The sequence below is a fragment of the Sediminimonas sp. genome, assembly GCF_024637375.1.
Lineage (GTDB): Bacteria > Pseudomonadota > Alphaproteobacteria > Rhodobacterales > Rhodobacteraceae > Sediminimonas.
In genome coordinates this window covers 1-23,459 of sequence record NZ_JAGXFK010000050.1, presented here as the reverse complement: position 1 = coordinate 23,459, position 23,459 = coordinate 1, and the positions used below count along the sequence as shown (strand labels likewise).

The 23,459-nt window shown below is 66.9% G+C and carries 24 protein-coding genes and 1 pseudogene; 18 read left to right on the top strand and 7 right to left on the bottom strand.

The genetic code is table 11. The annotated features are described in order from the left end of the window. Nucleotides 1-116 precede the first annotated feature (116 nt). The 3 genes from Q0L89_RS07805 to Q0L89_RS07795 all read left to right on the top strand — a co-directional run bounded on the left by Q0L89_RS07805 (nucleotide 117) and on the right by Q0L89_RS07795 (nucleotide 2,414). Entirely contained in the window at nucleotides 117-1,739 is a 1,623-nt protein-coding gene (locus Q0L89_RS07805; RefSeq protein ID WP_296763608.1) for a choline dehydrogenase, read from the top strand. Nucleotides 1,740-1,792: 53 nt separating this feature from the next. Beyond that, nucleotides 1,793-2,140, top strand: coding sequence for a RidA family protein (locus Q0L89_RS07800; protein WP_296763607.1), 348 nt, complete (start codon nucleotides 1,793-1,795; stop codon nucleotides 2,138-2,140). 115 nt (nucleotides 2,141-2,255) lie between these two features. Beyond that, the gene (locus Q0L89_RS07795; protein WP_296763605.1) at nucleotides 2,256-2,414 is read left to right on the top strand and encodes a hypothetical protein; all 159 of its coding nucleotides are present in this window, start codon (nucleotides 2,256-2,258) and stop codon (nucleotides 2,412-2,414) included. 69 nt (nucleotides 2,415-2,483) lie between these two features. Here the strand turns inward: Q0L89_RS07795 and ndk are convergent, their stop codons facing one another. Next, nucleotides 2,484-2,906, bottom strand: coding sequence for a nucleoside-diphosphate kinase (ndk, locus tag Q0L89_RS07790; protein WP_296763604.1), 423 nt, complete (start codon nucleotides 2,904-2,906; stop codon nucleotides 2,484-2,486). A gap of 199 nt (nucleotides 2,907-3,105) precedes the next feature. Here ndk and Q0L89_RS07785 point away from each other — a divergent pair, with 199 nt between their 5' ends. The 4 genes from Q0L89_RS07785 to Q0L89_RS07770 all read left to right on the top strand — a co-directional run bounded on the left by Q0L89_RS07785 (nucleotide 3,106) and on the right by Q0L89_RS07770 (nucleotide 6,624). Then, nucleotides 3,106-3,393 (top strand): hypothetical protein, encoded by a 288-nt coding sequence (locus tag Q0L89_RS07785; RefSeq protein WP_296763602.1) that lies wholly within the window; start codon nucleotides 3,106-3,108, stop codon nucleotides 3,391-3,393. Between the two features lie 46 nt (nucleotides 3,394-3,439). Next, nucleotides 3,440-5,305: an ABC-F family ATP-binding cassette domain-containing protein gene (locus tag Q0L89_RS07780; protein WP_296763601.1), complete on the top strand. Its 1,866-nt coding sequence runs from the start codon at nucleotides 3,440-3,442 to the stop codon at nucleotides 5,303-5,305. Between the two features lie 73 nt (nucleotides 5,306-5,378). Next, a complete protein-coding gene (locus Q0L89_RS07775; protein ID WP_296763599.1) occupies nucleotides 5,379-5,993 on the top strand; it encodes a MarC family protein in 615 nt (204 codons plus the stop codon). Between the two features lie 55 nt (nucleotides 5,994-6,048). Beyond that, nucleotides 6,049-6,624 (top strand): TIGR02281 family clan AA aspartic protease, encoded by a 576-nt coding sequence (locus Q0L89_RS07770; protein ID WP_296763598.1) that lies wholly within the window; start codon nucleotides 6,049-6,051, stop codon nucleotides 6,622-6,624. Nucleotides 6,625-6,632: 8 nt separating this feature from the next. Here the strand turns inward: Q0L89_RS07770 and Q0L89_RS07765 are convergent, their stop codons facing one another. Next, complete coding sequence (locus tag Q0L89_RS07765) at nucleotides 6,633-7,100, bottom strand: DNA polymerase III subunit chi (protein WP_296763596.1); 468 nt, start codon at nucleotides 7,098-7,100, stop codon at nucleotides 6,633-6,635. A gap of 109 nt (nucleotides 7,101-7,209) precedes the next feature. Between Q0L89_RS07765 and lptF the strand changes: the two genes are divergently transcribed. The 6 genes from lptF to rsmA are packed head-to-tail and all read left to right on the top strand — an operon-like array spanning nucleotide 7,210 to nucleotide 14,701. Beyond that, nucleotides 7,210-8,343: an LPS export ABC transporter permease LptF gene (gene lptF, locus Q0L89_RS07760; protein ID WP_296763594.1), complete on the top strand. Its 1,134-nt coding sequence runs from the start codon at nucleotides 7,210-7,212 to the stop codon at nucleotides 8,341-8,343. After that, nucleotides 8,340-9,437, top strand: coding sequence for an LPS export ABC transporter permease LptG (gene lptG, locus Q0L89_RS07755; protein WP_296763593.1), 1,098 nt, complete (start codon nucleotides 8,340-8,342; stop codon nucleotides 9,435-9,437). Before lptF ends, lptG begins: the two co-directional genes overlap by 4 nt. After that, nucleotides 9,437-11,647, top strand: a complete 2,211-nt coding sequence (lptD, locus tag Q0L89_RS07750; protein WP_296763591.1) for an LPS assembly protein LptD — start codon at nucleotides 9,437-9,439, stop codon at nucleotides 11,645-11,647. Before lptG ends, lptD begins: the two co-directional genes overlap by 1 nt. A gap of 5 nt (nucleotides 11,648-11,652) precedes the next feature. Then, a complete protein-coding gene (locus Q0L89_RS07745; RefSeq protein WP_366937904.1) occupies nucleotides 11,653-12,888 on the top strand; it encodes a peptidylprolyl isomerase in 1,236 nt (411 codons plus the stop codon). Further along, a complete protein-coding gene (pdxA, locus tag Q0L89_RS07740; RefSeq protein ID WP_296763588.1) occupies nucleotides 12,885-13,859 on the top strand; it encodes a 4-hydroxythreonine-4-phosphate dehydrogenase PdxA in 975 nt (324 codons plus the stop codon). Before Q0L89_RS07745 ends, pdxA begins: the two co-directional genes overlap by 4 nt. Further along, nucleotides 13,856-14,701 carry a 16S rRNA (adenine(1518)-N(6)/adenine(1519)-N(6))-dimethyltransferase RsmA gene (rsmA, locus tag Q0L89_RS07735; RefSeq protein ID WP_296763587.1) on the top strand — a complete coding sequence of 282 codons (846 nt, stop codon included), beginning with the start codon at nucleotides 13,856-13,858 and terminating at the stop codon, nucleotides 14,699-14,701. Before pdxA ends, rsmA begins: the two co-directional genes overlap by 4 nt. A gap of 12 nt (nucleotides 14,702-14,713) precedes the next feature. Here rsmA and Q0L89_RS07730 read toward each other — a convergent pair whose 3' ends face one another. The 3 genes from Q0L89_RS07730 to prfA form a co-directional block, all read right to left on the bottom strand. Next, nucleotides 14,714-15,385 carry a DUF4167 domain-containing protein gene (locus tag Q0L89_RS07730; RefSeq protein WP_296763585.1) on the bottom strand — a complete coding sequence of 224 codons (672 nt, stop codon included), beginning with the start codon at nucleotides 15,383-15,385 and terminating at the stop codon, nucleotides 14,714-14,716. Nucleotides 15,386-15,572: 187 nt separating this feature from the next. Further along, nucleotides 15,573-16,472 (bottom strand): peptide chain release factor N(5)-glutamine methyltransferase, encoded by a 900-nt coding sequence (gene prmC, locus Q0L89_RS07725; RefSeq protein ID WP_296763583.1) that lies wholly within the window; start codon nucleotides 16,470-16,472, stop codon nucleotides 15,573-15,575. Continuing rightward, a complete protein-coding gene (gene prfA, locus Q0L89_RS07720; RefSeq protein WP_296763582.1) occupies nucleotides 16,465-17,517 on the bottom strand; it encodes a peptide chain release factor 1 in 1,053 nt (350 codons plus the stop codon). The genes prmC and prfA overlap by 8 nt, the downstream gene beginning before the upstream one ends. A gap of 63 nt (nucleotides 17,518-17,580) precedes the next feature. On the opposite strand from prfA, the pseudogene Q0L89_RS07715 reads away from it, so the two are divergent. Next, nucleotides 17,581-17,832: pseudogene (locus Q0L89_RS07715) on the top strand (hypothetical protein); the annotation flags it as partial. On the opposite strand, the gene Q0L89_RS07710 reads toward Q0L89_RS07715, so the two are convergent. Both Q0L89_RS07710 and speB read right to left on the bottom strand, forming a co-directional pair. Beyond that, on the bottom strand, nucleotides 17,827-18,246 hold the full coding sequence (locus Q0L89_RS07710) for a DUF1499 domain-containing protein (RefSeq protein ID WP_296763580.1): 420 nt from the start codon (nucleotides 18,244-18,246) through the stop codon (nucleotides 17,827-17,829). The pseudogene Q0L89_RS07715 and the gene Q0L89_RS07710 overlap by 6 nt on opposite strands. Before the next feature lie 30 nt (nucleotides 18,247-18,276). Beyond that, nucleotides 18,277-19,245, bottom strand: coding sequence for an agmatinase (speB, locus tag Q0L89_RS07705; RefSeq protein WP_296763578.1), 969 nt, complete (start codon nucleotides 19,243-19,245; stop codon nucleotides 18,277-18,279). A 97-nt stretch (nucleotides 19,246-19,342) separates the two neighbouring features. Between speB and mazG the strand changes: the two genes are divergently transcribed. From mazG to Q0L89_RS07685, 4 genes are all read left to right on the top strand, one after another. Further along, nucleotides 19,343-20,167 carry a nucleoside triphosphate pyrophosphohydrolase gene (gene mazG / locus Q0L89_RS07700; RefSeq protein WP_296763577.1) on the top strand — a complete coding sequence of 275 codons (825 nt, stop codon included), beginning with the start codon at nucleotides 19,343-19,345 and terminating at the stop codon, nucleotides 20,165-20,167. A gap of 87 nt (nucleotides 20,168-20,254) precedes the next feature. Next, nucleotides 20,255-21,268: a Fe(3+) ABC transporter substrate-binding protein gene (locus Q0L89_RS07695; protein WP_296763575.1), complete on the top strand. Its 1,014-nt coding sequence runs from the start codon at nucleotides 20,255-20,257 to the stop codon at nucleotides 21,266-21,268. Nucleotides 21,269-21,453: 185 nt separating this feature from the next. After that, nucleotides 21,454-22,200, top strand: coding sequence for a hypothetical protein (locus tag Q0L89_RS07690; RefSeq protein ID WP_296763573.1), 747 nt, complete (start codon nucleotides 21,454-21,456; stop codon nucleotides 22,198-22,200). 4 nt (nucleotides 22,201-22,204) lie between these two features. Then, nucleotides 22,205-23,430 (top strand): IS3 family transposase gene (locus Q0L89_RS07685; protein ID WP_296763632.1). Its coding sequence is split into 2 segments (ribosomal slippage): nucleotides 22,205-22,547 and nucleotides 22,547-23,430, totalling 1,227 coding nucleotides; the frame shifts between segments, so codons are not numbered across the junction. Nucleotides 23,431-23,459 lie beyond the last annotated feature (29 nt).

Sequence of the window (23,459 nt, the reverse complement as noted above, 5' to 3'; positions counted from 1 at the left end):
ATAGTTCTTCTCTATGCCCTTGCAGGCCGCCAGCACATCGCACCCACCGGGTTTGCGCATGCAAAACACTTGCAAACCGAGGGCTCGCCTTTACGGTTCGAGCATGGGAGGCGGCCATGCTCTATGACTACGTGATCGTCGGGGGTGGCTCGGCCGGGTGCGTGCTCGCCGCGCGGCTGAGCGAAGACCCCACCACCACCGTTTGCCTGCTGGAAGCCGGCGGCGCCGGCCGTTCGATCCTGGTGCGGGCGCCGGCGGGGGCGGTGGCGTTGCTGCCGGGACGGCCCAGATTGAACAACTGGGCCTACCGCACGGTGCCGCAGCCGGGGCTGAACGGGCGACGCGGCTACCAGCCGCGCGGCAAGGGGTTGGGCGGGTCGAGCGCGATCAACGCGATGCTCTACGTCCGCGGCCACCACGCCGATTACGACGGCTGGGCCGAGATGGGCTGCGACGGCTGGGACTGGGCCAACGTGCTGCCCTATTTCAAGCGCGCCGAGACCCACGCCGCGGGGGCCAACGATTTTCACGGCGACGCCGGGCCGCTGCAGGTCACCCCGCAGCAAAGCCCCCGGCCCCTGAGCCGTGCTTTCGTCGCAGCGGCGGGGGAATGCCAATTCCCCCAGCGCGAGGATTTCAACCGTGGCGAAACCGAGGGCGTCGGCCTTTACGATGTCACCCAGTTTCATGACGGGGCGCGAAGGGGCGAGCGGTGCTCGGCCGCCGCCGCCTACCTGCACCCGGTGATGGACCGGCCCAACCTGACCGTCGTCACCCGCGCCCATGCCGAACAGATCACGCTGGAGGGCCAGCGCGCCACCGGGGTGGCCTATCGCCGGCGGAGCCGCCGACACCACGTCAAGGCACGGCGCGACGTGTTGTTGTGCGCCGGCGCGTTCAACTCGCCGCAACTGCTGCAACTCTCGGGGATAGGCGCGCCCGAAGACCTGCGCCCTCACGGTGTTACGCTGCGCCATGAACTGCCCGGCGTGGGGCGCAATCTGCAGGACCACCTGGATTTCACCCTGGCGTGGAAAACCCGCGACACCGACAATTTCGGCATCAGTGCGACGGCGGCGCGCAACCTGTGGCGCCACATCCGGCGCTGGCGGCGCGACGGCACCGGCATGATCGCCACGCCGTTCGCCGAGGGCGCGGGGTTCCTGCGCACCGACCCGGCGCTGGCGCGGCCCGACATCCAGTTGCATTTCGTCATCTCGATCGTCGATGACCACGCCCGCAGCCTGCATGCCGGGCACGGGTTTTCGTGCCATGTCTGCGCGTTGCACCCCCATTCGCGCGGGACGGTGACGCTGGACTCGGCGAACCCGCGCGCGGCGCCGCGGATCGACCCGGGCTACCTGTCGGACCCGCGCGACCTGAGCACCATAATCCGCGGCGCCAGGATGATGCGCCGGATCATGCAGGCCCCGGCGCTAGCGCCCTATTGCGAGCGTGAACTGTTCGGCACCCGCGACGGCATGAGCGACGACGCGTGGGCCACGCATATCCGTGCCCGCGCCGACACGATCTATCACCCGGTGGGAACCTGCCGGATGGGCGATGACGCGATGGCCGTGGTCGATCCTCGGCTCAGGGTACGCGGGCTCGACGGGCTGCGCGTCGTCGATGCCTCGGTGATGCCGCGGCTGACCGGCGGCAACACCAACGCGCCCACGATCATGATCGCCGAAAAGGCCGCCGACATGATCCGTGGCCGCGCGGCGCCTTGCCCTTGACCCGCCGAACCGGGGCGCGGATACCGGGGGCGGAGCATCTGAAAGGACACGAAATGATCGAGCGTCACCACACCGGCCCGCGCATGAGCCAGATCGTCAAGCACAACGGCACCGTCTACCTCGCCGGGCAGGTCGGCCATGGCGACAGCGTGGCCGAACAGACCCGCGATTGCCTGGCCCAGGTCGACAAGCTGCTGGAGGAAGCCGGCAGCGACCGCGCGCATATCCTGCAAGCGATCATCTGGCTGGCCGACCTCGACCGCGATTTCGCCGCCATGAACGAGGTCTGGGATGCCTGGGTGCCGCAGGGCCACACGCCCGCGCGCGCCGCCGGCGAGGCCAGGCTGGCCACCCCCGACTACCTGGTCGAGGTGATCGTGACCGCAGCGATCAAGGGCTGACCCCGCGCACGCCCGATTCTCGGCATAGTGACGGCAGATTTGCGTGCTGTGATACCTCCTGCGCCTGCCCGGTCCGCCCGGGCACGCGGCGCAACAGAAAAAAGGAGGCAGAGCAATGGCACAGTCCACCCACCCGCAAGTCGAGCAGCCCGCGCCCGACCCGGCGAAGCCGCCGCTGGCCGCGCCCGCAATCACCGCCCCGGCGCCGGTCCCGGCATCGCCGCCGCGCGATTTGCCACCGCGCCAGATCTTCACCGACTTCGCCAGTATCTGAGCGCGCTGTCGGCACGAAAAAGGCCGCCCCCGAAGGGACGGCCCGGATGACATGCGACCGGCGGCGGGTTCAGCCGACCAGTTCGAGGCCCGAGAAGAAATAGGCGATTTCCTCTTTCGCGGTATCTTCGCCGTCGGAGCCGTGCACCGAGTTCTCGCCGATCGACAGCGCGTATTCCTTGCGAATGGTTCCCTCGGCCGCTTCGGCGGGGTTGGTGGCGCCCATGACTTCGCGGTTCTTCGCGATGGCGTCCTCGCCTTCGAGAACCTGCACGACGATCGGTTCGGAGGCCATGAATTCGCACAGCTCGTCGTAGAACGGGCGTTCCTTGTGCACCGCATAGAACACGCCGGCCTGCGCCTTGGTCAGCTTGATGCGCTTTTGCGCGATGATGCGCAGGCCCGCGGCTTCCAGCTTGGCGTTGATGGCGCCTGTCAGGTTGCGCTTGGTGGCGTCGGGTTTGATGATGCTGAAGGTTCGCTGGATGGCCATGATGCGGTTTCCTCTGAAGGGTTGAAGGCTCTGGCGCGCCCTTAGCACGGCCCCGGGGTGGGGAAAAGGGGCCACGGACAAGGCCGGGTTGCTGGCTTGTGGCAATGCGTATCTTTACTTATCCGATTCTTTTTGTCAGAAATCGGAGCAGCCACCGTGAAGGAAGCCAGCACTCAGACAAATCAGCGAAGGAAAAACCATGAAACACCTGACTGGCGCCCTAACCGCCGCCCTCCTGGTCGCGCCGCACCTGGCCGCCGCCGACACGACCGACCCGTTGGTGATGACTTACGAGGTGTTCGAGGAATCGGTACCCCATATCGACCTCGCCACCTGCCCTGGTGAGATGGCCGGCGACGACTGGTTCTGCCGCGCCGTGACCCACAATGACGCCTTCCACGTCTTCGCCTTCCTCTACGAAGATGGCAGCCCCGCCGTCGCCTACAGGGCTTATTCGGTCGAGGGGCTGACCGGCATCCTGAAATAACCGAAGCCGATTGACACGGGTGGGGCGCTGGTTCAGTGCTCCGCCCATGTTACGCATTACCGACCTGAGCTTCTCGATCGAGGGCGCCCCGCTTTTCGACGGTGCCAGTGCCACCATTCCCACCGGTCACAAGGTGGGCGTGGTCGGCCGCAACGGCACTGGCAAGACGACGCTGTTCAAACTGATCCGCGGCGAGCTGCACCCCGAGGGCGGCACCATCACCCTGCCCCCCCGCGCGCGCATCGGCGGCGTCGCGCAGGAGGTGCCCGGCAACGAGGTGTCGCTGATCGACACCGTGCTGGCCGCCGACACCGAGCGCGCTGCGCTGATGGAAGAGGCCGAAACCGCCACCGACGCCACCCGCATCGCCGACGTGCAGACGCGGCTGGCCGATATCGACGCCTGGTCGGCCGAGGCCCGCGCCAGCGCCATCCTGCGCGGCCTGGGTTTCGACGCCGAGGAGCAGCGCATGCCGTGCAGCGCCTTTTCGGGCGGCTGGCGGATGCGCGTCGCGCTTGCGGCGGTGCTGTTTGCGCAGCCCGACCTGCTGTTGCTGGACGAGCCGACCAACTACCTCGACCTGGAAGGCGCGCTTTGGCTGGAGAACTACCTGCAACGCTACCCCCACACGGTGCTGATCGTCAGCCATGATCGCGGGCTTCTCAACCGCGCCGTGGGCGGCATCCTGCACCTGGAGGCGCGCAAGCTGACCTATTACAGCGGCCCCTATGACCAGTTCGCCCGCCAGCGCGCCGAACAGCGCGCCGTGCAGGCCGCGGCGGCCAAGAAGCAGGAGGCGCGGCGCGCCCACCTGCAGGGCTTCGTCGACCGCTTCCGCGCCCAGGCCAACAAGGCCAAGCAGGCGCAAAGCCGGGTCAAGATGCTGGAAAAGATGGAAACCATCCGCGCGCCCGAGGACGCGGCGCGCACCGTTTTCACCTTTCCCGAACCCGAACAGCTTTCGCCGCCGATCCTGGTCACCGAAGGCGTCAGTGTGGGCTATGACGGCACGCCTGTGCTGCGCAACCTCGATTTGCGAATCGACCAGGACGACCGCATCGCGCTGCTGGGAAAGAACGGCGAGGGCAAGTCGACGCTGGCCAAGTTGCTTTCGGCGCGCCTGCCCCCCATGGCGGGGCGGATGCAGCATTCCGGCAAGCTGCGCATCGGGTTCTTCGCCCAGCACCAGGTAGACGAGTTGCGCGTCGAGGAGACGCCGTTGCAGCACCTGTTTCGCGAATGTCCCGGCGAGGCGCAATCGAAGCTGCGCGCCCGGCTGGCGGGGTTCGGGCTGGGCGCCGACCAGGCCCAAACCCCGGTGGGCAACCTGTCGGGCGGGCAAAAGGCGCGGCTGTCGCTGCTTCTGGCCACGCTGGCGGCGCCGCATCTGCTGATCCTCGACGAGCCGACCAACCACCTCGACATCGAAAGCCGCGAGGCACTGGTCGAGGCGCTGACCGAATACAGCGGCGCGGTGATCCTGATCAGCCACGACATGCACCTGCTGTCGATGGTCGCCGACCGGTTGTGGCTGGTCAAGGGCGGCACCGTGCGCCCCTACGAGGACGACCTCGAAGCCTATCGCCGCATGCTGTTGCAGACTGACACCCCAGCCAAGCCGGCGACGCCGCGCAAGCAGCAGGCACAGGCCGCGCGCGTCGATCGCGACCGGGTCGCGGCGCTGCGCGCCGAGCTGCGCAAATGCGAGGACCGGCTGGAAAAGCTGGGCCAGATGAGCGAAAAGCTGGTCTCCAGGCTGGCCGACCCGGCGCTCTACGAGGACGGTCGCGCCGACGAGGCCGCGGTGTGGCAGAAGAAATACGCCGAACTGCGCGACGCCCAGGCCCGCGCCGAAGATCTGTGGCTGCGCGCTCAGGACAAGCTGGAACGCGCCCAGGGCCGCGACGCATGAGCATCGCCCTTGCGCTTGACACCGCGCCGTTGGCCGGTGCTGAGTCGTGTCACCGGCTTGCAAGGCATGGGACATGGACAGCGCATTTCTGATCTCGGCGTTTGCCACGCTTTTCGTGATCATCGACCCGATCGGCCTGACACCGATCTTCGTGGCGCTCACCCAGGGCATGAACAGCGCTCAGCGGCGCGCCATCGCCCTGCGCGCCTGCCTGGTGGGCGCGATATTGCTGTGCCTGTTCGCCGCCTTCGGCGAGGCGGTGCTTGGCTTCATCGGCATTTCCATGCCCGCGTTCCGCATCGCCGGGGGAATACTGCTGTTCCTGACCGCGCTCGACATGCTGTTCGAGCGCCGCACCAAGCGGCGCGAGGGCCAGGCCGAGGACGATACCGACGACCCGTCGGTGTTCCCGCTGGCGATCCCGCTGATCGCCGGCCCCGGGGCCATCGCCTCGATCATCCTGCTGGCCGGGCAGCAGCCGGGGCTGGCGGGGTTGGCGGTGGTGATCGCCGTGATGCTGGTAGTGTTGGCGATCCTCATGGTGATGTTTCTCGCCGCCGGGCTGGTCGAACGGGCCCTGGGGCGCGTGGGCACCAACGTGATCACGCGGTTGTTGGGGATGCTTCTGGCGGCGCTGTCGGTGCAGTTCGTCCTCGACGGGCTGCGCGCCTTCGGACTTGCCGCTTGAAATCGCACCCCGCCGCGCCGATCTGTTGGCAAACAACCCGGGAACGCCCGCTCTCATGTCCGACCTGCCCAACCTGATCTACCTCGGCGCGCTGCTGGCCTTCATCGGGTTGTGGTTCGTCACCCAGAACCGCCTGTCGCTGGGGCGCAGCTTGCAGTACGCGCTGAGCTGGGCGCTGATCTTTGCCGCCACGATCGCGGTGGTGGGCCTGTGGGGCGAGATGCGCGAGGTGGTGCGCCCGGCACAAAACGTCGATGCACGCGCAGGGCGCGTCGAACTTCCGCGCGCGCCGGACGGGCACTACTACGTCACCGCCGAGGTCAACGGCGTGCCGATCCGCTTCGTGGTGGATACCGGCGCGACCGGGCTGGTGCTCAGCCGCGACGATGCCCGCAAGGCGGGCATCGAAACCGGGCAGCTTGCCTTTTACGGGCGCGCGCAGACCGCCAACGGAATGGTGCGCACGGCGCCGGTGCAACTCGACAGCCTGTCGATCGGTCCGATCACCGATACCGACCTGCGCGCCTGGGTGACCGAGGGCGAGATGTCGGGCTCGCTGCTGGGAATGAGCTACCTGCAACGCTATTCGCGTATCGAGATATCGAACGGCGAACTGGTGCTGACGCGCTGAGCGACGGGTCAGCGCGCCGCCTTCTTTTCCCACTTGCCCGTTTCTTCCGACCAGTACTGCGCATTGCAGCCCGCGTCGGTAAGCTCTTTCCACTGCGCGCGCGCCTGCTCGACAGCCGCCGGGTCGTTGCCGTCGAACAGCACGCAGACGCGCGCCATTTCCGCCACCTCGCCGGGGGTGACGGGGGCGCCGTCCACCGCCATCAGACAGGCGGCACCGTTGGCCGGCACAGCGCCCGGCGCATCGGTGCTCAGCAACACCGGCTGATCGGCGTCATGCGCCGCGCCGGCAATACCGTGGGGCAGGAAAGCGTCGTCGGGGCCGAGCCACAGCTTTTCGTCCAGCCATTCGATCCACGCGCGCTCGCGCCCGCGCACCAGGACGCGCCAGCCGGCGGCGCGGGCCTTGTCCAGCAACATCGGCAGCGTCGACTCGAGCGGCGCGCGCGTCAGGTGATAGAAATACGCCTCTCCCATTGTCGTTCCTCGTCGTCGCGCCGGGTTTCTGCCAAGGATGAGATAGCAGTTTTCCCCCACCCTGACATCCTGTAACCTGCCCAGAGTCAAGATTTGCCGGGGGGCACGGGTGAGCAGATTCGACCGATACGTGCTATCGCAACTGATGGTGCTGTTCGGATTCTTCGCGCTGGTGCTGGTCGCGGTATACTGGATCAACCGGGCGGTGCTGCTGTTCGACCGGATGATCGGCGACGGGCATTCCACCGGCGTGGTGGTGGAGCTGACCGTCCTGACCCTGCCGCGGGTGATCGCGCTGATCTTGCCGATGGCGGCCTTCGCGGGGGCGGCCTATGTCGCCAACCGGATGATCGGCGAAAGCGAACTCGTGGTCATGCAGGCATCGGGGTTCTCGCCGGCTCGCATCGCGCGGCCGGTGCTCTACTACGGGCTGATCGTCGCGGTCATGATGGGCGCGCTGGAGCATTTCCTCGTCCCCGCCAGTACCGAGCGGCTACGCCAGCGCGAGACCGAGCTTTCCAGCAATATCACCGCGCAGCTTCTCAGCGAGGGCACCTTCCTGCACCCCACCGCGGGGGTAACCTTCTTCATCCGCGAGATCACCCCCGATGGCGCCTTGCGCGACGTGTTCCTGTCGGACCGGCGCGACCCCGACATCACCATGACCTATACCGCTGCGCAAGCCTACCTGACCCGCAGCGACGCCAGCACCAGGCTGGTGATGATCGACGGCCTGTCGCAAGGCCACCTGCGCGCGGCGGACACGCTGTTCACCACACATTTCAGCGATTTTGCCTACGACATCAGCGCGCTGATCGACACCAGCGCCGACACCGGCAGCAAACTCGACTTCCTGACCACGGCGAAACTGCTGCGGGATCCGGCCGCCGTGATGCGCGCAACCGGTACCAGCCCCGGCGAGTACGAGGCCGAACTGCAAGGCCGGTTCAACAAGTCGCTGCTATGTATCGTGGCGGCGCTGATCGGCTTTACCACCCTGATGGTCGGCGGGTTCTCGCGTTTCGGACTCTGGCGGCAGGTCATAGCGGCGGTCGGGCTGCTGGTCGCGGTGAAGTTCATCGAGGGGCTGATCATCGACCCTGTGCTGCGCAATGCGGCCCTGTGGCCGCTGGTCTACCTGCCCTCGGCGACGGGGCTGGCAATCGCGGTTGCGCTGCTGTGGTGGGTGCAGCGAGCGCGCCGGCCGCACGCACCGGCCATGCGAGGGGGGGCGGCGGCATGATCCTGCACCGGTATTTCGCGCGCAAGTTCCTGCTGACCTACCTGGCCATCCTGACCGTGTTCTTCGTGCTGATGGCGATGGTGGACCTGATCGAACAGGTGCAGCGCCATGCCAAGCGCGATCTTGCATTCATCGACCTGCTGGGGCTGACGCTGCTCAACGTGCCCGAGGGGCTCTACAGCGTGATGCCGCTGGTGATGATCCTTGCCACGGTGACGATGTACCTCGGTTTGGCGCGCAGCAGCGAGCTGGTGGTGACCCGGGCGGCAGGGCGTTCGGCGCTCAACAGCCTGATGGCGCCGCTGATCGTGGCCGGGCTGATCGGCGCGCTTGCGGTGACGACGATGAACCCGATCGTCGCGGCCACGTCCAAGCGTTATCACGCGCTGTCCACCACCTACCGGACGGGCAGCAGCGACGCGCTGTCGATCTCGGCCGAGGGTTTGTGGCTGAGGCAGGGCGGCCCCGAGGGGCAGACGGTGATCCGCGCCTCGCGCGCCAATCCGGACGGCACCATCCTTTTCGGTGTCAGCTTCCTCAGCTACGCGGCCGACGGTGGCCCGATCCGGCGCATCCAGGCCAAGGCGGCGCAGCTCGACGGCGGAACGTGGCTGTTGCAGGGCGCGCGGGTCTGGCCGCTGGGGGCCGGGATCAACCCGCAGGAGGGCGTGAACGACCGCGAAAAAATGCGCATCCCAACCACCCTGACGCAGGAACGCATCCAGGACAGTTTCGGCAAACCCAACGCGATCCAGTTCTGGAACCTGCCCGACTATATCGCGCAACTGAGGGCCGCCGGATTCTCGGCCCGGCGCCACGCCGTCTGGTACCAGATGGAAATGGCGCGGCCGCTGTTCCTGATGGCGATGGTGCTGCTGGGGGCGGCCTTCACCATGCGCCACATCCGCTTTGCCAGCACCGGCGTTTCGGTGCTCTCGGCAGTGATGCTGGGGTTCGGGCTTTATTATGTCCGCAATTTCGCGCAGGTTCTGGGTGAGAACGGCCAGATTCCCGTGATGCTGGCAGCCTGGGCGCCCTCGGTGGCCTCGGTATTGCTGGCCACGGGTCTGGTGTTGCACATGGAGGACGGGTGATGCGCGCGCTCAGGCGCACCATCGGGGCAATCATCGCCGCGTCGCTGCTGGCATTGCCGCTGGCGGCGCCGAAGGCGATGGCGCAGGACGGGCCGCGCCGTGGCGACGCCGCGGCCAGCGATTCGGCGCGTGCGGCGCCGGCGATCCTGGTTGCCGACCACCTGTCGGTGGTTGGCCGCACCCGCCTTGTCGCCGAGGGCCATGTCGAGGCGGTGCAGGGCGACACCCGACTGCGCGCAACGCGAATCGTCTACGACCGCAGCAGCGAAACGCTGCAGATCGACGGCCCGATCGTGCTGACCGAGGGCAGCACCACGCGCATTCTGGCGGAATCGGCCGAGCTGAGCCGCGACCTGGAACGCGGCCTGTTGCGCAGCGCGCGGATGGTTCTGGACAACCGCGTTCAGATGGCCGCCAACCAGATCGACCGCGTCGGCGGACGCTATACGCAGCTTTACAAGGTCGCCGCGACCTCGTGTCGTATCTGCGAACGCGACCAGCCGCCGCTGTGGCAGATCCGGGCGCGCCGCGTGGTCCATGATGAGGAAGCCGGGCAGCTCTATTTCGACCAGGCGCAACTGCGCGTGCTTGATGTACCGGTCCTGTGGCTGCCGCGTTTGCGCCTGCCCGACCCGACCCAGACCCGTGCCACGGGGTTCCTGATCCCGTCGCTGCATCAATCCACGCAACTGGGCTTCGGGGTGCGGGTGCCCTATTTCATCCGCATGGGCGACCACCGCGACCTGACGCTGACGCCCTATATCGCAACCGAAACCACCACGCTGGAATGGCGCTACCGGCAGGCGTTTCGGCGCGGTCGGATCGCGTTCAGCGGCTCGATCTCGGACGATACGCTACCGATTTCGGGGCTGCGCGGGCACGTCTTCGGCGAAGGCCGCTTCGAACTGGGCAACGATTTCCGGCTCGACTTTGGGATCGAGGCAGTCAGCGATCGCCCTTACCTGCTGGAATACGACTATTCCGACAAGGATCGCCTGCGCAGCGGTGTCGAGCTGTCGCGCGTTCGCCGCGATGAATTCATCCGCGCCGAGTTGGTACATTTCAACAGCCTGCGCCCGGGCGAGAACAACGCCACGCTACCGACGATTATCGCCGGCACGCGCTACGAGCGGCGCCTGTTCCCGCGTGCCCTGGGCGGCGAGTTGCGCCTGTCGGCCGAGACCAGCGCACACCGGCGAACATCAAACTCGATCGCGGATGCCGACGGGGATCTCGTCGGCGATGGCCTGGACGTGGCCCGCGCCGGGGTCACCGCCGATTGGCGGCGCACCTGGACCCTTGCCGGGGGGCTGCGCGCCGGGCTGGTCACCGGCGTGGCGCTCGACGCCTTCGACATCGCCCAGGATCCGGCCTCTGCCGGCACCCACACGCAGGCGACGCCGCATGCCGCGCTGACGCTGCGCTGGCCGCTGGCGAAAACCACCACCGCCGGGGTCACCCATGTGATCGAACCGGTGGCGATGCTGGGCTGGACCGGCGGCAGCCGCCTGGGCGTGCCCAACGACGAAAGCACACGGGTCGAATTCGACCAGGGCAACTTGCTGTCTCTGTCGCATTTTCCCGCCCCCGACCGGCGCGAACGTGGCGGCGCCGCGGCGGTCGGGGTCAACTGGTCGCGGATGGGGCCAACAGGCTGGCGTAGCGACCTGACCCTGGGACAGGTCTTTTTCGACACCCCCGATCCCGCCTTCACGCAAAGCTCCGGCCTCGCGGGGCGCGCGTCCGACATGCTGGTCGCCGGGCGCATCGATGCGCCGGGCGGGCTTGAACTCGAGGCGCGCGGGCTGCTCGACCTGGACGCACTGTCGCTTTCGAAGGGCGAGGCGCGCGCGCAATGGCAAACGGCCGCGCTGTCGCTGGGCAGCTCTGTTGTCTGGCTGCGCCGGGATGCGGCCGAAAACCGCCCCGCCGACCAGTCGGAATGGGCTTTCGACGGCGCCTACCGGCTGTCGCGGCACTGGACCGGGCGTGCCGACTGGCGCTATGATCTTGCCAATGACCAGGCCGCCAGGGCGGGGGTGGCGCTGGAATATCGCAACGAGTGCGTCGAGATCGGCGTGTCGGTATCGCGGCGGTTCACGTCGTCGGCACTGGTCGCCCCATCGACGAATTTCGGCTTTACCGTTGGGTTGAGTGGGTTTAGCGCAAGCGCAAAGGGTGATAGTTACGCCCGGACATGCAGGAAATGAACATCATGAGATACGTACAGCGACTGCTGACCCTGGCCCTGCTGGCGGTCGGCGCGATCGCGACAAACCCCGTCGGAGTTGCCGCGCAGGGACTGTTCGACCCGGTGATCGAGGTCAACGACTCGGTCGTAACGCGCTACGAAATCGAGCAGCGCGCGCGATTGCTAGGCGTGCTGGGCGCGCCGGGCGACTCGACAGAACTGGCGCGCAAGCAACTGATCGAGGAACGGCTCAAGATGGCCGCGGCCCGCGACAGCGGGCTGGAATTGACCGAGCAAGGCATCGAGGCCGGGCTGAAGGAGTTCGCCGACCGCGGCGACATGACGCCGGACCAGTTCATCGCCACGATGAAGCGCCAGGGCGTGGCGCCGGAAACGGTGCGCGATTTCGTCACCGCCGGCGTGACATGGCGCGAACTGGTCGCTGCACGTTTCGGACCGCGCGTGCGCATCACCGAGGCCGATGTCGACAAGGCGCTCAGCGCCGTGTCGGGGGGCAGTTCGGTGCGCGTGCTGCTGTCGGAAATCATCATGGCCGCGCCGCCCGCGCAGGCCGCCGAGGTTCAGGCGCGCGCGCGCCAACTCAGCCAGATCACCGGCACGCAGGCGTTTTCCGAAGCGGCGCGCAAATACTCGGCCGCCGCCACGCGCGACAATGGCGGGCGCCTCGACTGGATGCCGATCACCAAGCTGCCCGCCGCCCTGCGCCCGATGATCCTTTCGCTGGCGCCGGGGCAGGTGACCGACCCGGTGCCCCTGGATGGCGCGGTGGCCCTGTTCCAGTTGCGCGACATCCAGGAGGCCGGCGTCAAGACCCCCGACTATGCCGCGATCGACTATGCGACCTACCTGATCCCCGGTGGCCGCACCGAGGCCGCACTGAGCACGGCCAGCAATCTGCGTGCCCGCGTGGATACCTGCGATGATCTCTACGGCGTCGCCAAGGGCCAGCCCGAAACCCGGCTCACGCGCCACGCGCGCCCCCCCGGCGACATCCCCAACGACATCGCGCTGGAACTGGCCAAGCTCGACTCCGGCGAGATTTCGACCAACCTCACGCGCACCGCCGATGACGGGAGCCAGGCGTTGGTTTTCCTGATGCTGTGCGGGCGCACGCCGGCCGCGCAGGAAGATGCCTCGCGCGAGGACATCAAGGCGCAGTTGCGCCGCCAGCGGCTGGAATCCTTCGCCGACAGCTATCTTGAACAACTGCGCGCCGACGCGCGCATCATCGAGAAATGATCGACCCCATCGCGCTGAGCTGCGGGGAGCCGGCCGGGATCGGCCCGGAAATCGCCGCCGGCGCGTGGGCCGAACTCGACGGGGCGTTGCCGTTCTTCTGGATCGGCGATCCGCGCCACCTGCCATCGGGCACCCCGGTGGCGCGAATCGACAACCCGGCCGAGGTGCGCGCAGCCCTGCCGCACGGGCTGCCGGTGCTGGAACATCCCTTTCCCGCGGTGGCAACGCCGGGCCGGATCGACCCGCAAAACGCCGCCGCGGTGGTCGATGTGATCGCCCGCGCCGTGGATCTGGTGCAATCAGGCGCGGCAGGGGCACTGTGCACCGCGCCGATCAACAAGCAGGCGCTCAAGGAGGGCGCGAATTTCGCCCACCCCGGCCATACCGAATACCTGGCCGCGCTGGCGGGCGTGAACAGGGTGGTGATGATGCTGGCCTGCGACGCGCTGCGGGTGGTGCCGACGACCATCCACATACCGCTGTCGGAGGTTTCGCAGACCCTGACCTCCGAACTCCTGGCCGACACGATCGAGATCACCCATGCCGCGCTGTGCCGGGATTTCGGCATAAACGCGCCACGGATCGCGGTGGCCGGGCTCAACCCCCATGCCGGCGAAGGCGGCGCGATGGGGCGCGAAGAGATCGAAGTGATCACCCCGGTCATCCAGCGCTACCAGGACATGCAATACATCATCTTCGGCCCGCTGCCGGCCGACACGATGTTCCACGAGGGCGCGCGCGCCGGCTTCGATGTCGCCATCGCCATGTACCACGACCAGGCGCTGATCCCGATCAAGACGCTGGATTTCGCGCGCGGCGTCAACGTCACGCTGGGACTGCCCTTCGTGCGCACATCGCCCGATCACGGCACCGCGCTGGACATCGCCGGGCAGGGGCGGGCCGATCCGCGCTCGCTGATCGCGGCGCTGCAAATGGCCGCGCGCATGGCCGCCACCCGCGCGCGGGCATGAGCGGCCTCGACGCCCTGCCGCCGCTGCGCGAGGTGATCGCCGCGCACGGGCTGGCACCGCGCAAATCGCTGGGGCAGAACTTCCTTCTGGATCTGAACCTGACCGCAAAGATCGCCCGCCAGGCCGGGGATCTGTCGGGGGCGGACGTGCTCGAGGTCGGCCCCGGCCCCGGCGGGCTGACTCGGGCGCTGCTGGCCGAGGGCGCGCGCAAGGTGCTGGCCATCGAGAAGGACCCGCGCTGCCTGCCGGCGCTGGCCGAGATCGCCGCCGCCCATCCCGGGCGCCTGGAAGTGGTGCAGGGCGATGCGCTGTCGGTCGATGCCGCCGCGCGGCTGACGCCACCCATCCGGGTGGTGGCCAACCTGCCCTACAACGTGGGCACGGAATTGCTGGTGCGCTGGCTGACGCCGCCGCGCTGGCCGCCGTTCTGGCAAAGCCTGACGCTGATGTTCCAGCGCGAGGTGGCCGAGCGGATCGTGGCAACGCCCGGCTCCAAGGCCTATGGGCGGCTGGCACTGCTGGCCGCCTGGCGCTGCGATGCGCGCATCGTGATGACGTTGCCGCCTGCGGCCTTCACCCCACCGCCCAAGGTGTCGTCGGCGGTGGTGCACCTGACCGCCCTGCCCGAGCCTCGCTACCCGGCGGACCCGGCGGTGTTGCAGCGGGTCGTGGCGATGGCGTTCAACCAGCGCCGCAAGATGCTGCGTGCCGCGCTCAGAGGGCTGTGCCCGGATATCGAGAATGTGCTGACCGCCGCCGGCATACGCCCCACCGACCGCGCCGAGACGCTGACGCTGGAACAGTTCTGCACGCTGGCGCGGGCGGTCGGGCCGGCGGGCTGAGCCGGCGCGCGCCTACTCTGCCGCCGCCGGCGTGTCGGGCGGGGTGCCGTCGTCGCCCGAATTATCCGACTTGTCCGATCCGCTGTCGTCGCCGCCCGACTGCCCGTCGTTGCGCGCCGCCTTGCTGTTGTCGCGGTCGTTCTTGCCCTCGCCCTTGGGCTTGCGCGGGATACCGGTGCGGCCGCGAGGCGCGCGTTGTTTCCTGGGCTTGTTCTCGGGCGTCTCGACCAGGGTGCTTTCGTCGACGCCCTCGCCTTCCGCCGCCACCTCTGCGCCCTGCGTGGCGCTGTCGGCTTCTTTCGGCTTACCCTGTTGCGGGGGGGCATTGCCGCCATCATTGCCGTTGCCGTCGCGATCATGGCGCTGCGCACGGTCGCGTTCGGCCTGGCGCTCGCGGTTCTCGCGTTCCTGCTGCTCGCGGCGCTGATCCATTTCGCGCTGCGCTTCGCTGAGCATGCGCAGGTAGTGTTCCGCGTGCTGCTGGAAGTTTTCCGCCGCGACCCGATCATTGCCCAGTTGCGCATCGCGCGCCAACTGGTTGTACTTGTCGATGATTTGCTGCGGCGTGCCGCGCACCTTGCCTTCGGGGCCCGAGCTTTCGAACACCCGGTTGACAACGTTCCCGACAGAGCGCCCGGAATTGCGGTTCGATTTCGACCGCGACCTCGATTTGCTTGATCTCATGCTTTCAGTTGTCCAGCCTTGGCACATTTTCGTTGCGTCCCGCGGTGCGCCTCATGCGCGACCAGATATTCGGGGCCCACAACACTTTCTGGCTTGGCGTCAGGCAGGATCGCCTGCTGGCATCCACCGCACTGACAACCCCCGAATGTCATGCCTGCAGCGTAGTGACAAGGGGTCGGGCAAAAATTTATGTGCATTCCGGGCGATTTGAGCCACTTTCCGTTGCATTTTCGCCGCGCCTCGCCACAACGACGCGCTCGCGGCCATCCATGTCGGGCAGCACGGCGATATCGCCCAGCCCCGCCCGGTGCAGCAGCGCGGCTACCGCCGCGGCCTGCGTCGGCCCGACCTCCAGCAGCACCCGCCCGCCGGGCGCGAGGTGGTCGCGCACGCCGGCCGCGATGGCGCGGTAGGCCCCCAGACCGTCGCCTTCGTCGGTCAGCGCCATGCGCGGCTCATGCGCCAGTTCGGGCGCCAGCCCCGGCATTTCGTCGGCCGCGATATAGGGCGGGTTCGACACCACCAGATCGAAGCGGCCCGCCACGCCGGCGAACCAGTCGCTTTGCACCAGCGCACACCTTTCGGCCACCCCAAGCCGGTGCGCGTTGTCCGCGGCAACGGCCAGGACGCGCGCCGACAGATCGGTGCCGACGCCAGTGGCCAAGGGGCGTTCGGCCAGCAGCGTCAGCACTATCGCGCCCGACCCGGTGCCAAGGTCGAGCACCGTGGCAAAGGGCGCGGCCAGCGCCGCGCAGATCAGCGTTTCCGTCTCGGGGCGCGGGTCCAGCACATCCGGGTCGACCGCGAAGTCATGTCCATAGAACAGCCGCCGCCCGGTCAGGTGCGACACCGGCTCTCGCGCCGCGCGGCGACGGACCAGTTTGTGGAACCGGTTCCTGCTTGCCGGATCAAGCCGGTCGTCGCCCATCAGGATAAGCCGCCCCGGATCGACGCCAAGCACATGCGCCATCAGGTGGCGCGCGTCGCCCACCGCACCGGTGATGCCATGCGCGCACAAATCGCGCGCAGCGTCGCGCAGCGTCGCCGCGATCGTGGTCTGTGTGTCCTGGGTGGTGGGCTCAGCCATCCTGCGCCTCGGCCATCAGCGCCGCCTGGTGGTCGCTGATCAGCGCGTCGATGATCTCGTCCAGATCGCCCATCATCACCTGGTCGATCTTGTAGAGCGTCAGGTTGATGCGATGATCGGTCACACGCCCCTGCGGAAAGTTGTAGGTGCGGATGCGTTCGCTGCGGTCGCCACTGCCGACCTGGGCCCGCCGGTCGGCGGCGCGGGCGCCTTCGACACGATGGCGTTCCATATCGAACAGGCGGGCGCGCAGCACCTCCATCGCGATCTCGCGGTTGCGGTGCTGCGATTTCTGCGAACTGGTCACCACGATACCTGTGGGCAGGTGGGTGATGCGCACCGCCGAATCGGTGGTGTTGACGTGCTGGCCGCCGGCGCCGCTGGCGCGCATGGTGTCGATGCGCAAATCGTTCGGGTCGATCTCGACATCCACCGCCTCGGCCTCGGGCAGCACGGCCACGGTGGCCGCCGACGTGTGAATGCGCCCGCCGGATTCGGTGCTCGGCACGCGCTGCACCCGGTGTACACCCGATTCGAACTTGAGCCGCGCGAAGACGCCCGCGCCCTTGACGTGGGCGACCACGTCGCGGATGCCACCCAGTTCGGTTTCCTGCATCTCGACGATGTCGAAGCTCCAGCCGCGCGCCTCGCTGTAGCGTTGGTACATGCGCAACAGGTCGGCGGCGAACAGCGCCGCCTCCTCGCCCCCGGTTCCGGGGCGGATCTCGATCATCGCCGGGCGGGCATCAGCGGCATCCTTGGGCAGCAACGCCTTTTGCAATTCCGCCTCGACCTCTTCGAGACGCTTTTGCAGCCTTGCCATCTCCTCGCGTGCCAGGGCGTGCATCTCGTCATCGTCCAGCATCGCGCGGGTTTCGTCGCACTCGGCCTGCAATGCCCGATAGGCCGCAACCTGTTCGGCCACCGGGCGCAGCTCGGCATATTCCCGGCCAAGCGCGGCGATGTCGCCGCCGCCTTCGGCCATCCGGGCTTCGAGATATTCGAAACGGTCTGTGATCCGGTCCAGCCGGTCGCGCGAAATCATGGACCGTGCTCTGCGCCATTCGCCCCATTTGGTCAAGGGGCCGACCCATGCTAGAGTGGCGCGATGACGCGCGGAGCAACCCTTGTGCTGGTGACATCCGCGTTCGCTGTCGCGGGCGCGTCCGCGGGGCATGCCGATGCCGCCATCGGCGGCAAGACGGTGGATTGCTATTGCACCGACCGCAACGGCGCGCGGGTCGAACTTGGGCAAAGCATCTGCCTGCAAGTCGACGGTCGCATGTTCACCGCGCAATGCCAGATGTCGCTCAATGTGCCAATGTGGCGCGAGGTGGCGGCGGGCTGTCTCAGTTCATCCGCCGCGCCCCAGCTTTTCGAGCCACCGCGCGACCCGGGCCTTGTTGACCCCCGAATCCGAGCGCCCGAACCGCAGCCGCGCGTGGATGGTCAGGTTACCGCCGCGCTGCACGATGGTGGTGTAGTCGGGAAACCCCCACAGCGCCGAGCGCGTGACATAGGTGAGCATGCCCTCGTCCAGTGACCCGGCCAAGTGGGCGGTACGTGGCGTGGCGCGGATGATCGCGTCAAGCCGGGCCAGATCGTCGGCGCCACCGTCGATCACCCGGATCACGCCAGCGCGCATGTCGCGGTCCTGCGCGGCCTTGGGTGCCATGTGCCAGCGCGCCGGGTCGGACGGGGCCAGCCGCACCCAAACGGCAAAACCCACAATGATCAAAAGCACGGCCGACAGGGCGCCAACAAGCCATTTCATCTAGCCTCTCCTTATACTTACGGGGCAATCCTAACGTGCCGCGCGCCGCGTCCAACCCCACAGCGCGATCAGCTCCATCGCCACATGCGCGCCCGCCACCGCCGTGGCGCCGGTGGTGTCGAAGGGGGGCGAGACCTCCATCACGTCGCCGCCGACCAGGTTGATCCCGGCCAGGTCACGCAGCATCGCCGCCGCTTGCCAACTGGCCAACCCGCCCCAGACCGGCGTGCCGGTGCCGGGCGCGAACGCGGGGTCGAGCGCGTCGATATCGAAGGTGATGTAGACCGGGTGATCGCCCACCAGCTCCCTGGCGCGGGCCACCGCCGCCTTGATACCCGCCTCGTGCACGCTGCGTGCGTCGATGTAGGACATGCCGAGGTAGTCGTCGCATTCCGTCCTGATCCCGATCTGGAACGAGCGCGCCGGGTCCACGATGCCGGTCTTCACCGCCTTGTACATCATCGTACCGTGGTCGATGCGATCCATGTCGTCATCGCGCCACAGGTCGGAATGGGCGTCGAACTGGATCACCGACATCGGCCCATGCCTTTCGGCATGGGCCTGCAACGCGGGCAGCGTGCAATAGTGATCGCCGCCCAGCATGATCGCCCCCGCCCCCGCATCCAGGATGGCGCCGATATGGGCGCGCAGCGCGGCGGGAAAATCGGCCACCTTGGCATAGTCGAACGCCATGTCGCCGTAATCGGCGATGGCGAATTCGCCCAACGGGTCATAGCCCCACCCATAGGGCGGATCATAGGGTTGCAGGGCGCTTGCCTCGCGGATCGCGCGCGGGCCCAGGCGCGCGCCGGGGCGGTTGGTCACCGCCTGGTCGAAGGGCACGCCGGTCACCGCCAGATCGACGCCGCGCAACTCCTTGGTATAGCGCCGGCGCAGGAACGATGTTGCGCCCCCGAAGGTGTTTTCATGCGTCAGCCCGCGCAACTCGTCACGGGTGAAGGCCTGATCGACCTGGGTTTTTGCGTCTTCCAATGCCATGCGCGTTGTCCTCTGTCCGGTCACCTCCGGCGCCGCTCTGGACTTCACCAGCGGCCCGGGTCAGGTTGCACTCAACACCAGCAACGGAGCCGCCGCAATGCCCGACGACAGCGCCCGACACGACGACGCGCCCCTGCCCCGCCTGCTGTGGATCATGCGCCGTCTGCGCGACCCCGAAACCGGCTGCCCGTGGGACGTGGCGCAGGATTTCACCTCGATCGCGCCCTACACGATCGAGGAAGCCTACGAGGTCGCCGACGCGATCGAGCGCGCCGAGTGGCCCGAGCTCGAGGCGGAACTGGGCGATCTGCTGTTGCAGGTGGTCTTTCACGGCCAGATCGGGGCCGAGGCAGGGCTGTTCGATTTCGACACCATCGCGCAGCGCATCGGCGACAAGATGGTCGCCCGCCATCCGCATGTGTTCGGTGACGAAAGCCGCGACAAGACCGCCGCCCAGCAAACCCGCGACTGGGAGGCGATCAAGGCCGCCGAGCGCGCCGCGCGCGACCAGTCCGGCGCGCTTGACGGGGTGGCGCGCGGCCTGCCGGCACTGACCCGGGCGCTGAAGCTGCAAAAGCGCGCTGCACGGGTGGGCTTCGACTGGCCGCAGACGGGCGAGGTGCTGGACAAGATCGTCGAGGAGGCGGGCGAGTTGGCCGAGGCGCGCGATGAGCTGACGCAAGCCGAGATGGAAGAGGAATTCGGCGATCTTTTGTTCGTCATGGTCAACCTGGGCCGTCACCTGGGCGTCGATGCCGAAACCGCCCTGCGCGCCGCCAACGCCAAGTTCACGCGACGCTTCAGCCATATCGAATCGCAGCTTGCGGCGCGCGGCAAATCCCCGGCGGACTCGGACCTCTCGGAGATGGACGCGCTGTGGGATGCGGCCAAGGCCGTTGAGCGGGGCGAGGATGCGCCTTAAACCCGACTAAATCATTCACCTATTGACCCGAGTGTTTTTGTCGGAATATACCCGGATCACCGCAACACTGATCCGAAAGGGTGAACGATGCCGAAGACACTGAAGTCCTTTTTGCTGGCCGCGGCCGCCGTGGCGGTTGCCGCCCCCGCCATGGCGCAGGAGGTCAACCTCTACTCCTACCGCCAGCCCGAGCTGCTGGAGCCGCTGACCGATGCCTTTACCAAGCAGACCGGCATCGACGTCAACGTTGCCTTCCTCAAAAGCGGGCTGGTCGAACGGCTCAATGCCGAGGGCGATCGCACGCCCGCCGACCTGGTGCTGACGGTGGATATCTCGCGCCTGTCGGCCATCGTCGACGCCGGGCTGACGCAGCCGGTGGAAAGCGAGACGCTCAATGCCAACGTCCCTGACATCTACCATGACCCCGACGGGCGGTGGTGGGGCCTGACCACCCGCGCCCGCGTCGTCTATGCCAGCAAGGCACGCGTCGCCGAGGGGGCGCTGACCAATTACGAAGACCTTGCCGACCCGAAATGGAAGGGCCGCGTGTGCACCCGTTCGGGGACGCACCCCTATAACGTGGCGCTGGTGGCGGCGATGCTGCACCACAAGGGCGAGGACGGCACCCGCGACTGGCTGCAAGGGGTCAAGGCCAACCTGGCGCGCAAGCCGCAGGGCAACGACCGCGCACAGATCAAGGCGATCTGGGCAGGCCAATGCGACGTCAGCCTAGGCAACACCTACTACATGGGCAAGATGCTGGCGGACCCCGAACAGCAGGCCTGGGCCGACAGCGTGCGGTTGATCTTCCCCGAGTTCGAGGGCGGCGGCACCCACGTCAACATCTCGGGCGTGGCGATGACGAAACATGCCCCCAACCGGGAAAACGCCCTGGCGTTGATGGAGTTCCTGACATCGCCCAAGGCGCAAAAGATCTATGCCGAGGCCAACTACGAATACCCCATCGCACCGGGCACCAAGCCGGCCGAACTGGTCCGTGGCTGGGGCGAGTTCACCGCCGACCCGGTCAACCTGATGGACCTGGCCGCGCTGCGCCCCGCCGCGCTGCGCCTGATCGAAGAGGTCGATTTCGACGGCTGATGCGGAGACATGACACCGCACACCGAGGGGCGCCCGACCCGGGCGCCCCCTATCTTATTCACAAAAGATCAGCCCGCGAAACCACAGCAAACCGAGGGCCGAACGCTCCTTTCAACCCAAAATATTGAATTAGTTGACGTCCAGCCAAATACCTTCCTACTGTAATGACAGTGGGTAGGTATAAAATGACTGATCTGCCAGAGTATTTGAAGCAAGGCGAACGGGCTCGACTTTTCCCTGTTCTCGCGGACACCAGCCGCGAAAACAGAATTGCGTCCATTTTTCTGTCGCTATTGCCACAGATGCCGCCCCTTGCCGGAGCCGTGTTGAACACCGTTGGACTGCGAGTCGGTAAGCGCACGAAAATCGAGGCGTATACCGAGATTGTGCTTAAAGAAGGCAACGAAAAAGGCAACCGACCCGACGGGTTGCTCGTTGTCTCAACCGGAAAGAATACTTGGAGCGCGCTTGTAGAAGCCAAGATTGGCAAGTCCAAGCTCGATCCGGATCAAGTGCAACGATACCTGGAACTGGCAAGGGCCAACGGAATCGACGCGGTTATCACGATTTCAAACCAGTTTGTCGCCAAGGCGGATCACTCCCCGGTCGTTGTCTCGAAGACGCTTCTCCGCAAGACGGGACTTTTCCATTGGTCGTGGACCTGGCTCGCCACGCAATGCGAGATACTGGCGCTTCAAGGCACTATAGAAGATCAGGAACAAACCTTTCTTCTTAAGGAGTTTCTTCGTTTCTTGAAACACTCCGGAACAGGGGTGGAACGCTTTTCGCAAATGGGCCCCAGATGGAAAGACCTCGTCCAGTCCGTGACCAACAATGGAACCCTCAAGAAGACTGCGCCGGAGGTCGAGGAAGGGGTCGGTGAACTGGCCCCATTTTCGACCGGACACCTGGGCCTGAACCAGGAGGCTTAGGGATATCCCTAAGCACGTGCTCATGTCTGAAGTTGAAATCATCACAGATGGCGGGCGTCGGCGCCGCTGGAGTTCCGCCGAAAAGCTGCGGATCGTCGAGGAGACGCTGGACGGCAGCGAGAGCATCTCGGCTGTCGCGCGCCGCAATGGCGTGGCGCCCAATCTTTTGTATCGTTGGCGCAAGCTGATGCTGGAAGGAGGGAGTGTCGCGGTGAGCGGGGACGACGATGTGACCAGCAACAAGAAGGTGCGGCAGATGGAGGATCGCATTCGCGAGCTCGAGCGCCAACTCGGCCGCAAGACCATGGAGGCCGAGATCCTTCGGGAGGCGTTGGACCGGTCACGGGCAAAAAAACCGACCTTGCTTGCCGGGTCGCTGAAGAAGGACGGTTCCCGATGAAGGCCGTGGCGGACACGCTCGGGGTCTCACGCTCGAACCTGCACGAGCGGGTGAGCGGCAAGACCAAGCCGCGTCGGCGCTATCATAAAGCGCAAGACGCGGCGATCCTGCCGTTGATCGAGCGGCTGGTCGCGAAGCGCCCGACCTACGGCTACCGGCGGATCACGGCGGTGCTGAACCGAAAGCTGCGGGCTGATGGTTTGGCGCCCGTCAATCACAAGCGCGTCTATCGGATCATGAAAGCGAACAACCTGTTGCTGGCACGCAAATACACCGAGCGTCCGGAGCAGGCCTATAACGGCAAGGTGGTCGTCATGCGCTCGAACCTGCGCTGGTGCTCCGACGGCTTCGAGTTCACGTGCTGGAACGGCGACGTGGTGCGCGGCGCCTTCATCATCGATGCGCATGATCGCGAGGTCATCGCCTGGCGCGTGGTGGTGAATGCCGGCATCAGCGGATCGGACATCCGCGACATGATGCTCGAGGCCGTTGAGACGCGCTTTGGTGCCTGCCAAGCGCCACACCCTGTCGAGGTGCTCAGCGACAACGGCGCGCCCTACACGGCGAAGGATACGCGCATCTTCGCCCGGCAGCTCGGCCTGCGCCCCTGCTTCACCCCGGTGAAGAGCCCGCAGAGCAATGGCCTGTCCGAAGCCTTCGTGCATACACTCAAGCGCGACTACGTGCGCGTGACGCCTTTACCGGATGCGAAAACCGCGCTCGGATTGATTGATGGCTGGTTCGAAGATTATAACGAGAACCATCCGCACTCAGGGCTGAAATGGCGCTCGCCCCGCGAGTTCATCGCAGCTCAAAACGCAACCGCCTGAGTGTCCGGTGAAATAGGGGCAAGATCAGT

Coding starts and splice junctions, on each gene's coding strand:
- Q0L89_RS07695 (WP_296763575.1), top strand. CDS start 20,255: ATGCCGAAGACACTGAAGTCCTTTTTGCTGGCCGCGGCCGCCGTGGCG.
- Q0L89_RS07710 (WP_296763580.1), bottom strand. CDS start 18,246: ATGAAATGGCTTGTTGGCGCCCTGTCGGCCGTGCTTTTGATCATTGTG.
- prfA (WP_296763582.1), bottom strand. CDS start 17,517: ATGATTTCGCGCGACCGGCTGGACCGGATCACAGACCGTTTCGAATAT.
- lptG (WP_296763593.1), top strand. CDS start 8,340: ATGATCCTGCACCGGTATTTCGCGCGCAAGTTCCTGCTGACCTACCTG.
- Q0L89_RS07775 (WP_296763599.1), top strand. CDS start 5,379: ATGGACAGCGCATTTCTGATCTCGGCGTTTGCCACGCTTTTCGTGATC.
- lptD (WP_296763591.1), top strand. CDS start 9,437: ATGCGCGCGCTCAGGCGCACCATCGGGGCAATCATCGCCGCGTCGCTG.
- ndk (WP_296763604.1), bottom strand. CDS start 2,906: ATGGCCATCCAGCGAACCTTCAGCATCATCAAACCCGACGCCACCAAG.
- pdxA (WP_296763588.1), top strand. CDS start 12,885: ATGATCGACCCCATCGCGCTGAGCTGCGGGGAGCCGGCCGGGATCGGC.
- Q0L89_RS07770 (WP_296763598.1), top strand. CDS start 6,049: ATGTCCGACCTGCCCAACCTGATCTACCTCGGCGCGCTGCTGGCCTTC.
- prmC (WP_296763583.1), bottom strand. CDS start 16,472: ATGGCTGAGCCCACCACCCAGGACACACAGACCACGATCGCGGCGACG.
- mazG (WP_296763577.1), top strand. CDS start 19,343: ATGCCCGACGACAGCGCCCGACACGACGACGCGCCCCTGCCCCGCCTG.
- Q0L89_RS07730 (WP_296763585.1), bottom strand. CDS start 15,385: ATGAGATCAAGCAAATCGAGGTCGCGGTCGAAATCGAACCGCAATTCC.
- Q0L89_RS07690 (WP_296763573.1), top strand. CDS start 21,454: ATGACTGATCTGCCAGAGTATTTGAAGCAAGGCGAACGGGCTCGACTT.
- Q0L89_RS07805 (WP_296763608.1), top strand. CDS start 117: ATGCTCTATGACTACGTGATCGTCGGGGGTGGCTCGGCCGGGTGCGTG.
- Q0L89_RS07780 (WP_296763601.1), top strand. CDS start 3,440: ATGTTACGCATTACCGACCTGAGCTTCTCGATCGAGGGCGCCCCGCTT.
- Q0L89_RS07745 (WP_366937904.1), top strand. CDS start 11,653: ATGAGATACGTACAGCGACTGCTGACCCTGGCCCTGCTGGCGGTCGGC.
- Q0L89_RS07765 (WP_296763596.1), bottom strand. CDS start 7,100: ATGGGAGAGGCGTATTTCTATCACCTGACGCGCGCGCCGCTCGAGTCG.
- rsmA (WP_296763587.1), top strand. CDS start 13,856: ATGAGCGGCCTCGACGCCCTGCCGCCGCTGCGCGAGGTGATCGCCGCG.
- Q0L89_RS07785 (WP_296763602.1), top strand. CDS start 3,106: ATGAAACACCTGACTGGCGCCCTAACCGCCGCCCTCCTGGTCGCGCCG.
- speB (WP_296763578.1), bottom strand. CDS start 19,245: ATGGCATTGGAAGACGCAAAAACCCAGGTCGATCAGGCCTTCACCCGT.
- Q0L89_RS07800 (WP_296763607.1), top strand. CDS start 1,793: ATGATCGAGCGTCACCACACCGGCCCGCGCATGAGCCAGATCGTCAAG.
- Q0L89_RS07795 (WP_296763605.1), top strand. CDS start 2,256: ATGGCACAGTCCACCCACCCGCAAGTCGAGCAGCCCGCGCCCGACCCG.